The following is a 13931-nucleotide window of genomic DNA, read 5'->3' on the forward strand; positions in this document are numbered from 1 at the left end:
ATTTGCGTTGGGTGCATCAGTATGGTCCTGAATTAAACAAAAGAGTCCGTCGTCATCTCAAACAACCAATGACTCCTGGAGAGTCGATGAAACATATATCAAAAGTCAATGGATGTACCTGTATCGTGCTGTCGATTCGAAAGGAAGTACCATCGATTTTTATCTAAGCAAAGCAAGAAACCACAAAGCTGCAAAGCGATTCTTCAAGAAAGCTTTGCAGTCTTTTCATATTTCTAAGCCTCGTGTCATGACGGTCGATAAAAATCCAGCTTATCCTATAGCAGTTGAAGAATTGAGAAAAGATGCCATTAGGCATCCAACTAAGGCAAGTGAAATATCTCAATAACATAGTGGAACCAGATCATCGGTTTATTAAAAAGCGAGTTCGTTCGATGTTAGGACTGAAATCCTTTCGCACAGCTACATACATTATTTCTGGAATAGAAGCTATTCATATGGTAAAAAAGGCAACTTGTTTTACTGGATAAGTCTGTCCAAACTCAAGTGAATTTCATCCATCAACTATTTGGAATTCCTGCTTAAGACTAGATTCCACTAGGAAACTTTTTGCCCCTTTATATCTTTCCTAAGTATTTGCACCAGAACCCCTTCTTTAAATGCAAAAACTTAAGATGTATCGCATTATCTTTAGAATCGTTTCCGTTTTTTTCCATAAAGCTCTTATAAAGTTGAACTTCTTGTTTTATTTTAGCTTGATGCTGATAAGATACTAGAATGCAATTTTTTCATTATTCAAATAAGGATAAATATCTACTGTCGTTTAATAGGCAATGCATAATAGCCAAAAGCTAAATCCAGCAAGGCACTTGCTTCTTGACGCAGTAACAGATCTTTCGGACGGAACATAAAGGATCCGTCAGCATTGATGGAAGTATCAGGGTCTAGAATTCCTTGGGAGGCAAGTGCCTGAATCGATTGAATTGCCCAGTCATCCGCAGCATCAAGTAATTTAACTTTAATAGCTTTGTCAGGTTGAATCGGTTTCATGTCATGAATTTGCTTTAAGTTTTGAATCATGGTTGCTGCGACCTGTCGGGTAATCGGAGTAGCACGGTCATACCCTGGAATTCCTTTCATAACTTTTTCCCTTGCCTCCTTGGAGTCGTCTGGAAAACCGTTCCATCCATAAGCAAGTAACAACGTATCCGCAAACTCTCCTTGTGTCATGATGTCCATCGGATTGAATAGATTACCTGTTTTAGCACCCATAATATTTAGAGCATGAAGATTATCAATGTGACTTCTATAGTTACTCTTTTGTGGAACGTCATCAAAAGGTGGTTTGTTGTTAATTCTCTGGGCATCTGCTACAAAATCAAGGCTTTTAGGAGAGTTGTAGTGAAAATATGCGATTTCTCCAGCTGAATTCTTTTTGAAGGCAACTTTGTTACCTTCCGAATCTTCAAATAACAACGGATGAATCATTTTGAGAACTTGTTTTCCAGGTGTTCCACCCTCCATGACCAAATTCCCATTTTCATAAGTGAAATGAGTGCGAATTGCAGCGAAACGCGTATTTTGGAATAAGCCCAAGTATTTATGAGCTTCTTTTTCCTCTAACGGGAGATAACTTGTTTTTACTTCATTCTTCTTAGCAGGGAAATAGTGATCCATGAGAGTTTCATATATGTCTACACTCATCATTGAATCATTATTGTAAGACATGAAGAATGCTGTTTTTTGTTCAGGCACTAAAATCAGCAATGATTGATGCCCAGGCATGCTTCCCCCTTTTATTACAACGTGTTGACCGTTAGCAAATTCATTAAAAGGCGTTTCAAACCCAATTGTTGCAACAGGAATCGTCTTATCATCAAAAACTTGATAGGCATGCATCATATCTATGCTTTTTTCACTTACAATTTCTTTGTCTTTAAACTTTCCTTTCTGTAGTTGCATAATCATGTATTTTGACATGTCTTCCGCAGTAGATAAAATGCCTCCTTGTGGCGTATCCCTTAAACCGCTCCCACTTGTTGGAATCGGATCGCCAGTGGGACCATAATGTGTAGCCATTCTTTCGAGAAGATCAGGTGTAAAGCTCATACTTGTAGATTTCATATTTAATGGTTTAAAAATATTCTTTTCCATATATTTCGAGAAAGAGGTGCTAGTAACATTCTCTACTGCTAAACCCGCGAGCGCAAATGAGACGTTGTCATACGTATAAGCTTCTCCTGATGGCCGTATCACTGTTGGCATATGTTTAGAGAAAAATTCTTTCATTGGTATATTATTATTAATATATTCAGGTCCGGTTATATTTGTGAGATCGGGAAAATCTACCCCGCTGGTATAAGTGAGCATATCAAACAGGGTAAGAGGTTTCCCTGTTTGATTAGGTATTTTTAATCCACCAAGGTATTTTTGTACATCTTGATCTAGTTTAAGCTTTCCTTTATCAACTTGCTGCATAACAGCCAAAGCAGTAAAAGTTTTTGTTACTGAAGCGATTTGAAAAACCGTGTCCTTAGTAACGGGGATTTTCTTTTCTTTATCAGCATATCCATACCCTTTATTGACAACGACCTTTCCATCGTGAACGACGACAAAACTAGAACCGTTCACATTGTACTTCTTCATTTTTTCTTCAAATAACGGATCAGCAAAAGATTCTATTTCTTTTTTATTATTAGGTCCTTTCGCAATTTGGATATTAGTGGTGGAAGCCGATGGTTTTGATTTTCCTGCTTCTTGTTGGGAACAAGCAGAAATCATAGTTGAAGAAGAAAGAAGAATTGCAACGATCCCCAGTTTGTTAATTGCTTGTTTCATTTTTATACGCTCCTTTATTTGATTGGGATTTTTGTTAGCGCAACGAGTTAGCGGCTCGTTAGCGTATGAACAGAGTGTAGCAAGGGGTAAGTCATAGTCGATAGTGAACTTTTGTCATAAGGACAACAAAAATTGAGTGGATAAGGCTGTATTGATAGTTATGTCATAAAAATCATGACATTTTGACACTACCGTATGTGACAGAAAAACACTTGGAATCAAGGAGCAGTTTTTAAAGTATTAACAATAAATGAGGAGGGGAGATTTTCATTGTGCATGATAAAAATATAAAGAAGCGTGAAAGGAGAAACATGTATCACCTATTTATGTAAAAACAAACCAGTAACAAGAGTGTTTCAAGAAACAGCTGAAGAATTAGTAAAGATGGGGATTTCTCTGCCCCCAGACTTTGCCCCAGGAAAGGGCTGGTCCTACTCAAACACAAGATACGCCCTTACTGAAAAAGTAACTGGAAACAGCTATGCGGAAGAGGTTGAAAATCGGATTATTGAACCGCTGGAATTGTCGAATACATTCCTACCTGGCAATTCAACGGTTATTCCAGGCACCAAGCATGCCGTGGATATGAAAGATACGACGGAGAAAATGAGCTAAAAGGCGTTACTTATTCTAACCAGGTAGCTCGGATGGAGATATGATTTCTACTGCTGACGATTTAAACAAATTTTTCTCTTACTTAGTGGCAATTTACTGAAGGAACAGCAACTAAAACAAATGCTTACTACAGTTCCTACAGGAATAGAAGGAATGGATGATATGGACTTGGAATCTATGTAACTAAGTTTCCAAACGGTATATCGATATGGGGACACACAGGTGGCATTCTAGGTTTTCTACACTTGCTGAGGCACACTTGGAGGCAAGCATACATTGGCCGTCAATCAGCCTTAAAGATAATAGTCTTGATCCTTTTAAAAATATTTTACTTGCTGAATTTATCAAGTAGGCAAAAAGGAAAAACGAATAAATTTTGTCATAGTTTTATAGTTAAAAATATACTTTTCCGGTTCAAAAAAAACAAAATCCTCGGTAACATGAAAAAAAAACGTTATTCTTTCTCTAGAATCATAGGAAAGGATAGCGTTTTTTACATTTGGAGGTAAAGCAATTTCTTAAGTTAAGTGGATGTGGTTTAAACAACTTTTCAACTCTTTATTCTTCATTGTAGTTTCAAATATGGTAATGGGTAGTGTTGCCCTGCATGATCTGTAAGTTCCCCATTGACAGCTAACTAGTTCAAGTGAGAGTGTCAAGAAAGTAATCCTGTATCTTTTGCCTTTTGTACGGCTTCTTCTCGATTTTTAACTCCTAGCTTCTCATAGAGTTTGGAGGCGTAATTTCTTACCGTTCCGTTTGACAAGTACAGTTTCGAAGCTATTGTTTTATAACGGCTTCCTTGTGATAATAGTTCCAAAATCTCTAATTCTCGTTTCGTTAATCCATACTCTTTTCCATCTGATTTTGATTCAAATGATCCTGTTTCTTCATTTTCTTCCCATATTCTATGGAACAAGTCATGATTAATCATCGTGCCTCCTCGATAGACCAGACGAATTGATTCAGCCAGTTCACGCGAATCTATGGATTTCAATAAATATCCATCCGCGCCATTTCGTATGATTTCTTTTGCCCTTTCTGTATTCTGAAAGGTTGACAAAATGAGTACACGAATGTCCGGCCATTTTCCCTTAATCATTTTAGTCGCATGAATCCCATCCAGATTTGGCATCTCTAAATCCATTAATACTACATCTGGTTTTAGTCTCTCACACAATTCCAAAGCCCGTTCTCCATCTTCAGCCATTCCCACTACTTGTAAATCCTCCTGTCCATCCAAAATTGTATGAAGACTTTCTCGGATGAAAGAATGATCATCGACAATACACAGGCGGATTTGTTCATTAGACAGTTGTACTTGTTTCGGTAAAACACATGAAATTAGCGTCCCTTCCCCCTTTTTGGAGTAAACAATGACTCTTCCTTGTGACTGACTCACACGCTCTTTCATTGCAGTTAATCCAAAGCCATCCTTCCACTCTTCTACCCCACATCCATTATCTTGTACATCCAATCTTATCTGTTGTGGTTCAAAGTGAAGTGACACAATGATTTCAGTGGAATGCCCATGGCGAACAGCATTTGTTAGTGATTCCTGCAAGCTCCGATATAGTGTCATTTTTGATTGTTTGGAGGCCATATACTCTTCCCCTATTATTCGAGTACGTACATTTACTTTTGCATGTTTCTTAAATTCCTCTGTCAATTGTTGTAATGTGACAGCTAAGGGAAGCGATTCTTGTGAAAAATCCAATTGATGTAAATACAGTCTTACTTCTTCCATACTGTTACGGGCCAATTGTAATAATGAATCGAGCTGTTGCTCCCCTTCCTTAGTTTTTAATTCCGTACGTAATGTTTCCATCCCCATAATAATTGAGGTATAGGAATGCCCCATCGTATCATGTAAATCCTTTGAGAGCCTGTCACGTTCCTCTAGTAAAGTAATCCGCTCAACTTGAGATATGTATTGTTCCAATACATGTTTCTGGTTCCGAATAGTTTCACTTTGACGATGATTAGTAGCCAGTAAACGAAAGAAAGAGCCCATAGCAAAAGCTAAACTGATTTGTAGAATGATTACCCATAAATCTGTTACTTTGGAAAATATCGCAATGAGCAAAGGGAACAAAATAATTGTGATAGGACCTGACCAGCGGTAAGATTTATGAGCACTATTTGCCGCAATCATAAAAGTTGGCATTAAAAAAGCAAGATACGCTGACGGAAATAATAAAGTTAAATAGAAACACACTCCGCCAAATAATATTATTTCAGTAAACAAATAATAGCGATAACTGAACATTAAACAAATCCAAGGTACTGAAAATGAAACGACTTCCCAAAGAATAATGATCCAAAGTGGTACAGTCAAATAATCTTGTTCTTGGATAGTCACTGATATCAATGATAGCCAAATAATAAAACGTATACAAAGTAAGGCCCAATCATACCAGAACCATATTTTCAAAGTCTTAAACAAATTATCACTCCTTTATAGCTTTAAAAACATAGTACGTGTATACATTCCAATTATTCGAACTAAACAGTTTCCAATACATATACGTATCCAGATGAGAATACATCCAACAATCATGACAAAAAAAGCTTTGGTCCATGAATTCACAGAAATCCCCAATAAGTATATATTAAAATATCGAAAAAGTAAGGGCGTAACGATAAATACTAGCGGCGTTACATACAGTAAAATAGCGCATATAAGACTCATTATTCCGATAAAGAACTTCTGCATCAGCCAAAAAATAGCCCTCCAGTTGCTATTATTAAAGATTGTATCTCTCGCTTTAATCCATTTATCTCCCTCCTTTTTTCTCCTTGATTCGAATAACTCTATCGATATATCCGTATAAACCTTCGTCTGAATGCGCTCATACTGAACAAACGTGTGAGTTGTTTGTAGCACCCAAGCCAACAAGGGAATACCAAAAAAGATAATCGTCATTACTAATGCAAATGTAATGCTGACCAGATAGAAACAAAAGTAAAAGAATCCGGATGCAAAGGTAAATAACAAGAAATAGAAATCTTGCAAAGTTTTTTGAGCTGATGCTTTCGTCATTAAAATCTCTCCTCCTCATTCATTGCTAATGCGGTAAAAGCTACTTTTTGATTCTAAGTATTTTTCTGTCACATACGGTAGTGTCAAAGTGTCATGGTTTGTATGACATAACTACCTAGACAGCCGCAACCCACTCAATTTTTGTTATCCTTTATAAATATGACAAAAGTTCACTATCGACTTTGACTCGCCGCTTGCTACACTCTGTTCATACGTGGTACGGCCATCAGGAGAAGCTTATACGTATGACAACGTCTCATTTGCGCTCACAGGGTTAGCAGTAGAGAATGTTACTAGCACCCCTTTCTCAAAATATATGGAAAAGAATATTTTTAAACCATTAGATATGAAATCTACAAGTATGAGCCTTACGTCTGATCTTCTCAAAAGACTGGCTACACCTTATGGTCCCACCGGCGATCCAAATATAAAACAGATTCCTTCCGTCTAATATAGTGGATTATTATTTTTATAATGGAAATGATAAGCATGCAAAAAAACCGATTCTCTTTACACTAAAAAGAATCGGTTTCTAGTTTTATCCTCTAGATAACATTGGATAAAGGAATGAGGAAACTGAGATATTATCACTTCAGAGCATTAATTGTAACCTTGGCAGCCTGCGCAATCAGTTCATTATCATAGGTAGCATCTTTCTTATCTCGGCTGGACAGAATTGCGATGATAATAGGTGCTCTATTCGGTGGCCAAATGATGGCGATATCATTTCGTGTTCCGTAGCTTCCGGCTCCAGATTTATCACCGACTTCCCAGTCTTTTGGTACGCCAGCGCGGATGAGTTTGTCTCCTGTAGCATTTCCACGCATCCAATCTGTAAGAATTTTACGTTTGTCAGCTGGGAGCGCATTTCCGACTGTGAAAGCCTTAAGATCGGTAGCAAGTGTTTTTGCTGTACTTGTATCACGAATGTCTCCCGGAATAGCTTCGTTCAAATCCGTCTCAAAACGATCAGCCACGGTAACTTTATCACCAATCTGTCTAAGCGCTTCTTCAAAGCCTTTAGGTCCGTCTAGTTTCTTGAATAAAAGGTTCCCCGCAGTGTTATCACTATAACGAATAGCAGCCTCGCAAATTTCCCCAAGGGTCATCCCAGTGTCCACATGTTTCTCTGTGACTGGTGAATACGTAACTAAGTCATTTTTGGTATAGGTAATGACCTCGTTTAATTTGTCAATTGAGTTTTGCTGTAATACAGCTCCTGCCGCCAAAGCTTTGTAGGTAGATGCGTAAGCAAACCGTTCATTAGGTCGATAAGTTACTGTCTGGTTTGTACCAGTGTCGATAGCATAGACACCTAGTCGAGCGTCAAACTTTTTCTCAAGTTGAGCGAACTCTCGATGAGTCGCATGGTTTGTATGATTGGTTTGCTCTGTTTTTTCTTTTGCTTCAACTTGCAATGGTTGACCTATAAAGAATTTTACGCTTGCAAGGCTTAAACTTAGTATGCCAACACACATCCCTATTTTTAGCATCCTTGTACTTTTCAAAATGATCATTCCCTTCAGACTTTTAATACTTAAAACAGATGTTAAATTAGATACAATTGTATTGAATTTGAACATCAGTTTTTAAAATTACACTTAATAGACACTCTAAATAACAATATTGTTCCATAACTTTTAAAAAAATAATTTAACCTTAAGATAAAATAGAACCGACATAGAGAAGGGTTTTATGTTACATACAAGAAGCTTTGAATTTTTTGAGCAAATAGTTGTAATTCATCAGATACAGAAATAGGCATGCAAAAGGAAATAGCATACATGCAACAAAATTGCCGGACGGTACCGAAGTATGGGGGCATGGTGGTGGTATTCCCGGATTTACTAACTTTGCAGGTGGAACGGAAGATGGTCAACATGTCATTTCGATAAACATCAATGTACTAGGAGCAGAAAAACATATCAAGAATATTTTAGTCTCAGAGTTTGCAGGGAAAACCAAAAAGAAAGTTATCGATAAAGAAAAGAAAAGGAACCATCGAGGAGAAGTCAAATACGTAATCGATCAGGTAGTAACCAATAAAAAAATCTCAAGTGTCATAGCAGGCCGATTAAAGAACGGTAAGCGCTGGTCTTATGCTACAGGGACAGCGAGTTACGAGGTATCGCGCGCAGCAGAACCGAACTTTTCGTTTCGTATTGGAAGCATCACGAAGACGTTCACAGCATCCGTTATACTGCAGTTGGCTGAGGAGAAACAATTAAACCTTGATGATTCGGTTGAAAAATGGTTACCGGGGATCGTACAGGGTAATGGGTATGACGGTAACAAAATTACCATTCGGCAGTTATTGAATCATACAAGCGGGATTGCATCCTATACAGATTTGGATATGACGGAATGAGACCTAGGCTCTCTAATACTTGATCCTTTTGAACCGGCAGTTCATTCACTGCCTCATAGTAGTTAAGACAGTTACCGCATTCACACATATCCTCTGTATCTTTCTCATACTGCTTTCTCGTTTCTTCCACGTCAGCTTTCATCACCCAGTCACCGACTCGAATGGTTTCGTACATGATAACCCCTAAAAAATGAAAAACCCCGAGTCTTGTTTCGGCTCGGGATTTTCCATGTCCTAGTTTCTGTATCACCAGTTTACTCAATGTTTACGAAAAATAGTTCAAATATTCTAAGAGTTCACAGAAAGTTCACAAATTAATTTTCTTCTTGAAGCAGGCCTTTTTTCAATTCATCAGAAGAGCGTTCCCACAGGCCTTGGTCATGGTTTTTCAGAAATTCGCCAAGCACTTGCTTCGAGCTGTCATCCATTTTATCAATGATAATGTTCCGTTTCATCGATTTATCCATCAGATTCACATGCTCCGGGAGCGATTTGTAGCCTCTTCTGATGCTTCTGTCGACCGTCAGTTCACAGGCTGTTACCCCTGCGTAATAAGGGCCCTCTTCTCTTCTGTCAATCGTCACCCACACAAGCCAGTATGGTTTGCCGTTTGGAACATCTTCTTTATTAGGCAGAAATTTAATGCCTTTTTCAACGACGCTGCGGGCGTGCATCGCGCCGATGTCAACGAACGCTTCTTTTTCCTCTACATCGACGAATACAGGAGAAATATTATCCAGGCTGAGTGCCCCTGCGCCGAAGCCGCCGTGTCCGTCTGTCGGATCACTTTTGATAATATTAAACCCGATTGATTTTTTCTTTTTTTCTTCCATGAGTTCTACCTCCTACAAAAGCGGTTGAAATATCGCTGAAAACAAATGTAAAATCGAATCTCTTCCGGCGTTGAGCAATGGCCAAAGCACGTAAGATCCGAGCGGTGTCACAAACAGTACCAAAAAGACGATAAAGCCGTAGCTTTCCGCTTGCGTCATCTTGGCACGCGCCCCCGGCGGGACGAGATCTTCAATAATACGATAGCCGTCGAGCGGCGGCAGCGGCAGCAGATTAAATAAAAACAGAACGAGGTTCAGCTGTATCCAGATTGAAAAGAACTGGTCCAGCCCTGTACTGAATGCCGCAAGCAGTTCCATTCCGTAAGCATGCATCAACACTAACAAAGAGAAACCGATAAACGCAAGAATCAGGTTACTGATCGGCCCGGCAATGGATACGAGTACGCCGGCCAGACGAGGTTTCTTAAAGAAACGGCGATTGACGGGAACAGGGCGAGCCCATCCAAAGCCGGCCACCAGGATCAAAATGGTTCCGAACGGATCAAGGTGTTTGATAGGATTCAGCGTCAGTCTTCCTTCTTTTTTCGCCGTATTGTCACCAAATTTATATGCGACATAGGCGTGAGCGAGTTCATGCATTGTAAACGAAACAATTAACGTGATGACGAGGTATGGCATTAACGATAACGGATAATATAAAAAACGGTCCAAGTGAGATATCCCTCTTTCTAAAAATGCAAGAATTTACTTTATTCAGTATACTATAAGAAGCCTCTTTTCCTAAAGAGAGGAAACGATATAAAGGAGGATTCACACCTATGCCATACGTAACCGTCAAAATGCTTGAAGGCCGTACAGACGAGCAAAAACGCAATCTAGTTGAGAAAGTAACAGAGGCCGTGAAAGAAACGACCGGTGCCTCTGAAGAAAAAATTGTTGTCTTTATAGAAGAAATGAGAAAAGACCATTACGCGGTCGCAGGCAAACGCCTCAGCGATATGGAATAATCTGATATAAAGCCGGCGCTTCGCAAGCCGGCTTTTTCATCTCTATTTCGTCATTTTTTCAATAATAGCTAAAAACGCTGCCTTCTCTTCGGCAGTCAAACGTTCAAACATGCCGTCAATCAGCTGCTGGCGATTTTGAATCATTTGAAGAGCCGCTGCCTGCCCCGATTCAGAAAGCGTAATCCAAACGGTGCGGCGGTCATTGTTATTTCTGGATCTCTTAATAAACCCTTCCTGCTCTAAGTGATTCAGAGCGGTTGTAGTGGCAGACGGAGACAGCGTGACCTCTTTTAGAATGTCCTTTATGGTGCAGCTCCCATGCCTGTATATGATCCGCAGAATAAATCCTCTTACATTATTTACGTGTTTCGGAACGGTGGCTTCATCTAATTGCTTCGTGCTTTTCAAATATTTTGTAAGTGCGTGATCCAGCAAATTTGCTTCCAGTTTGTCATGATCCATGTAGATTTCCCCATTTCGAGATGCATTCATAACATACGAACGATATGATTACTTATTATTTTACTGATACCAGATAGGGAAAGTCAAAAAAGCAAACAGCGAATTCGCAACTTTTCTCCTACATGCTTCGATTTTTCACCTGTTTGACAATATTCTCTTTAAATACCTGAAAAGGAACTTGTTCACTCTTCTGATGTCCGAATTGACGGACGTTTACCGCCTTTTCACTCACTTCCTGATCCCCAAGCACCAGCATGTACGGGATTTTCTGCATTTGTGATTCTCTGATTTTGTAGCCAAGCTTTTCATTGCGTTCATCAATATTGACTCTTATCCCGAGCCGCTTTAGCTCAGACTGCACCTTTTCGCAGTAGTCCATATGAACGTGAGAAACCGGTATAATTTGGACCTGCACCGGCGCAAGCCAGACTGGAAAAGCTCCGCCAAAATGCTCGATCAGAATGCCGAAGAAACGGTCAATTGAGCCGAATACCGCTCTGTGAATGACAACGGGACGAACCTTTTCATTGTGCTCATTAATATATGTTAAATCAAATTTTTCCGGCATTTGAAAATCAAGCTGGATTGTGGCGCATTGGTGGCTCCGCTTCAGAGCGTCTTTAATATGAAAATCGATTTTCGCTCCGTAAAACGCTCCATCCCCTGCGTTTACTTCATAAGGAAGACCCAGATCCTCAAGGACGTGTTTCAAGGCGTTTTCAGACATTTCCCACACGCTGTCTTCACCTGATGAATCCTCCGGACGAGTGGAAAGCTCAACCGTATACTCGAAACCGAATGTGCGGTATACCTCGTCAATCAGCCGAATGGCTTCTTTGATTTCACTCTCGATTTGATCCTCCCGAACAAAGATATGCGCGTCATCCTGGCAGAACGTCCGGACGCGGAGCATTCCGTTCAGAGCACCGCTGTATTCATGGCGGTGCACCTGGCCGAACTCCGCCATACGAATCGGCAGATCCCGATAGGAGTACAGGCTGTTTTTAAAGATGAGCATATGGCCGGGGCAGTTCATCGGCTTCATTGCAAATGCAGTCTGATCTACTTCCGAAAAATACATATTGTCGCGATAATGGTCCCAGTGCCCTGACTGCTCCCATAACCGCTGATTCATCATAAACGGCGTACGCACCTCAGCGTAGCCGGCATTTGTTTGCAGTTCACGCGAAAAGCGTTCCAGCTCATTGCGGACAATCTGCCCTTTTGGCAAATAAAACGGCATTCCCGGGGCTTCTTCCGAGAACATAAACAGCTCTAATTGTTTTCCCAGCTTGCGGTGATCCCGTTTCGCTGCTTCTTCCAGCATATGCAGATGCGCCTCGAGATCTTTTTTCTTTTGAAACGCAACACCGTACACCCGCTGAAGGACTTCATTTTGGCTGTCTCCTCGCCAATAAGCACCCGACACCCGTGTTAATTTGAACGCCTTGATCATTCCTGTTGAAGGAAGATGCGGCCCGCGGCACAGGTCAACAAATTCTCCCTGCTGATACAGCGTCATGCTCTCCCCGCGCGGAATGTCTTTCAAAATCTCCAGCTTAAACGGCTCGCCTTTTTCTGCAAAAAGCGCTTCAGCCTCCTCGTAAGAAACCTCTATTCGCTTGATATCCATATTTTCGTTTATAATATGCTTCATCTCTTTTTCGATGGCCTCTAAATCTCCGGAAGTCAGACTCCGATCAAGCTTCATATCATAATAAAATCCGTCTTCAATGACAGGCCCTATTCCCAAGGACGCTTCGCCGTACAGCCGTTTCACTGCCTGAGCCAGCACATGCGCTGATGTATGGCGAAGCACCTGCAAGCCTTCTGGAGAATCCAGTGTGATAATTGAAAGCTCAGCATCTTCCTCCAGCTTGAAGCTGACATCAACGAGCCGGCCATTAACCTGTCCCGCTGCTGCTTTCTTTTCCAAACTGGAGCTGATGGACGCAGCCGCCTCTTTGACTGTAGTGCCTTTCGGATATTCCTTTACCTGTCCGTCCGGAAGCTGAATACTTACATGTTTACTCATTTCAAACACTCCTTATTCATTGTTGTATATAAAAAAACACACCCGTCCCTCTATAAGGGACGAGTGTGTGATTAACCCGTGGTTCCACCCAAGTTCCCAACGAACTTTCATGTTCATCGGCTCGGTGCTGTAACGCAGCATAAACGGCATTGGATACTGACTGTTCCCCAACGCTGCTCCAAGGCGGTAAATGATATTCCTAAGCTGGGAAGCTCGCACCTTTCCTTCCCTCTCTGAAAACCGTAAATATCATTCATGTCCTTTTCATCGCATTTCTATATGTATATAAAAAAACACACCCGTCCCTCTATAAGGGACGAGTGTGTGTGATTAACCCGTGGTTCCACCCAAGTTCCCAACGAACACTCATGTTCATCGGCTCGGTGCTGTAACGCAGCATAAACGGCATCGGATACTGACTGTTCCCCAACGCTGCTCCAAGGCGGTAAATGATATTCCTAAGCTGGGAAGCTCGCACCTTTTCTTCCCTCTCTGAAAACCGTAAATATCATTCATGTCCTTTTCATCGCATTTATTGACTCATATAAAAAAACACATCCATCCCTCGCAAGGGACGAATGTGTTAAAATTCGTGGTTCCACCCAAATTCCCAACAAACATACATGTTCGTCGGCTCGGTGCTGTAACGCAGCATGACGGCATCGGATACTTAATTTCCCCGATACGGCTCAAAGGCGGTAAGCTGCTTTCTCTGCGTTAGGAAGGTTTCAGCTGGTCCTTCCCTCTCTGGAAACCGTAAAAAGCATCTCGTGTCCTTATCAGTGCCTGTTTGAATAATTTCATATATCTT

10 protein-coding genes, 4 pseudogenes and 3 other annotated features are annotated in these 13931 nt (G+C 40.6%); of the genes and pseudogenes, 5 read left to right on the forward strand and 9 right to left on the reverse strand.

Going from position 1 to position 13931, the window contains the following annotated elements; all coding sequences use genetic code 11:
• Nucleotides 1–2: 2 nt before the first annotated feature.
• Nucleotides 3–543, forward strand: a pseudogene (locus P3L57_RS18730) (IS6 family transposase); the annotation flags it as partial.
• Nucleotides 544–771: 228 nt separating this feature from the next.
• On the opposite strand, the gene P3L57_RS18735 reads toward P3L57_RS18730, so the two are convergent.
• Nucleotides 772–2796 (reverse strand): serine hydrolase domain-containing protein, encoded by a 2025-nt coding sequence (locus P3L57_RS18735; RefSeq protein WP_069486777.1) that lies wholly within the window; start codon nt 2794–2796, stop codon nt 772–774.
• A 363-nt stretch (nt 2797–3159) separates the two neighbouring features.
• On the opposite strand from P3L57_RS18735, the pseudogene P3L57_RS18740 reads away from it, so the two are divergent.
• Nucleotides 3160–3763, forward strand: a pseudogene (locus P3L57_RS18740) (serine hydrolase domain-containing protein); the annotation flags it as partial.
• 303 nt (nt 3764–4066) lie between these two features.
• On the opposite strand, the gene P3L57_RS18745 reads toward P3L57_RS18740, so the two are convergent.
• Together P3L57_RS18745 and P3L57_RS18750 are read right to left on the reverse strand one after the other, a co-directional pair.
• On the reverse strand, nt 4067–5857 hold the full coding sequence (locus P3L57_RS18745) for a helix-turn-helix transcriptional regulator (RefSeq protein ID WP_069486776.1): 1791 nt from the start codon (nt 5855–5857) through the stop codon (nt 4067–4069).
• A 12-nt stretch (nt 5858–5869) separates the two neighbouring features.
• Nucleotides 5870–6454 (reverse strand): sensor domain-containing protein, encoded by a 585-nt coding sequence (locus P3L57_RS18750; protein ID WP_059292315.1) that lies wholly within the window; start codon nt 6452–6454, stop codon nt 5870–5872.
• Between the two features lie 214 nt (nt 6455–6668).
• Here P3L57_RS18750 and P3L57_RS18755 point away from each other — a divergent pair.
• Nucleotides 6669–6878 (forward strand): annotated as a pseudogene (locus P3L57_RS18755) (serine hydrolase); the annotation flags it as partial.
• Nucleotides 6879–7041: 163 nt separating this feature from the next.
• On the opposite strand, the gene bla reads toward P3L57_RS18755, so the two are convergent.
• A complete protein-coding gene (gene bla / locus P3L57_RS18760; RefSeq protein WP_406795246.1) occupies nt 7042–7968 on the reverse strand; it encodes a class A beta-lactamase in 927 nt (308 codons plus the stop codon).
• Between the two features lie 257 nt (nt 7969–8225).
• Here bla and P3L57_RS18765 point away from each other — a divergent pair.
• Nucleotides 8226–8819, forward strand: a pseudogene (locus P3L57_RS18765) (serine hydrolase domain-containing protein); the annotation flags it as partial.
• Here P3L57_RS18765 and P3L57_RS18770 read toward each other — a convergent pair.
• From P3L57_RS18770 to P3L57_RS18780, 3 genes are all read right to left on the reverse strand, one after another.
• Entirely contained in the window at nt 8752–8997 is a 246-nt protein-coding gene (locus P3L57_RS18770; protein ID WP_059353351.1) for a hypothetical protein, read from the reverse strand. The pseudogene P3L57_RS18765 and the gene P3L57_RS18770 sit on opposite strands and share 68 nt — an antisense overlap.
• Nucleotides 8998–9136: 139 nt before the next feature.
• The gene (locus P3L57_RS18775) at nt 9137–9655 is read right to left on the reverse strand and encodes a YwhD family protein (RefSeq protein WP_069486774.1); all 519 of its coding nucleotides are present in this window, start codon (nt 9653–9655) and stop codon (nt 9137–9139) included.
• Between the two features lie 12 nt (nt 9656–9667).
• Nucleotides 9668–10327: a site-2 protease family protein gene (locus tag P3L57_RS18780; protein ID WP_069486773.1), complete on the reverse strand. Its 660-nt coding sequence runs from the start codon at nt 10325–10327 to the stop codon at nt 9668–9670.
• A 107-nt stretch (nt 10328–10434) separates the two neighbouring features.
• On the opposite strand from P3L57_RS18780, the gene P3L57_RS18785 reads away from it, so the two are divergent.
• Nucleotides 10435–10623 (forward strand): 2-hydroxymuconate tautomerase, encoded by a 189-nt coding sequence (locus P3L57_RS18785; RefSeq protein WP_003222038.1) that lies wholly within the window; start codon nt 10435–10437, stop codon nt 10621–10623.
• A gap of 42 nt (nt 10624–10665) precedes the next feature.
• On the opposite strand, the gene P3L57_RS18790 is transcribed toward P3L57_RS18785, so the two are convergent.
• Nucleotides 10666–11085 (reverse strand): MarR family transcriptional regulator, encoded by a 420-nt coding sequence (locus tag P3L57_RS18790; protein WP_044159831.1) that lies wholly within the window; start codon nt 11083–11085, stop codon nt 10666–10668.
• Between the two features lie 118 nt (nt 11086–11203).
• Complete coding sequence (gene thrS, locus P3L57_RS18795; RefSeq protein WP_069486772.1) at nt 11204–13120, reverse strand: threonine--tRNA ligase; 1917 nt, start codon at nt 13118–13120, stop codon at nt 11204–11206.
• Nucleotides 13121–13172: 52 nt separating this feature from the next.
• Nucleotides 13173–13397, reverse strand: a binding site (T-box leader).
• A 32-nt stretch (nt 13398–13429) separates the two neighbouring features.
• Nucleotides 13430–13656, reverse strand: a binding site (T-box leader).
• Between the two features lie 31 nt (nt 13657–13687).
• Nucleotides 13688–13912, reverse strand: a binding site (T-box leader).
• Nucleotides 13913–13931: the final 19 nt, after the last annotated feature.

Origin of the sequence: Bacillus sp. B28 (assembly GCF_029536185.1) — a bacterium.
Classification (GTDB): Bacteria; Bacillota; Bacilli; order Bacillales; family Bacillaceae; genus Bacillus; species Bacillus halotolerans.

Excerpts from the sequence above, each read along its gene's own strand:
- P3L57_RS18735 (WP_069486777.1), bottom strand. The coding sequence starts at position 2,796 with ATGAAACAAGCAATTAACAAACTGGGGATCGTTGCAATTCTTCTTTCT.
- P3L57_RS18770 (WP_059353351.1), bottom strand. The coding sequence starts at position 8,997 with ATGTACGAAACCATTCGAGTCGGTGACTGGGTGATGAAAGCTGACGTG.
- P3L57_RS18775 (WP_069486774.1), bottom strand. The coding sequence starts at position 9,655 with ATGGAAGAAAAAAAGAAAAAATCAATCGGGTTTAATATTATCAAAAGT.
- thrS (WP_069486772.1), bottom strand. The coding sequence starts at position 13,120 with ATGAGTAAACATGTAAGTATTCAGCTTCCGGACGGACAGGTAAAGGAA.
- P3L57_RS18790 (WP_044159831.1), bottom strand. The coding sequence starts at position 11,085 with ATGGATCATGACAAACTGGAAGCAAATTTGCTGGATCACGCACTTACA.
- P3L57_RS18785 (WP_003222038.1), top strand. The coding sequence starts at position 10,435 with ATGCCATACGTAACCGTCAAAATGCTTGAAGGCCGTACAGACGAGCAA.
- P3L57_RS18750 (WP_059292315.1), bottom strand. The coding sequence starts at position 6,454 with ATGACGAAAGCATCAGCTCAAAAAACTTTGCAAGATTTCTATTTCTTG.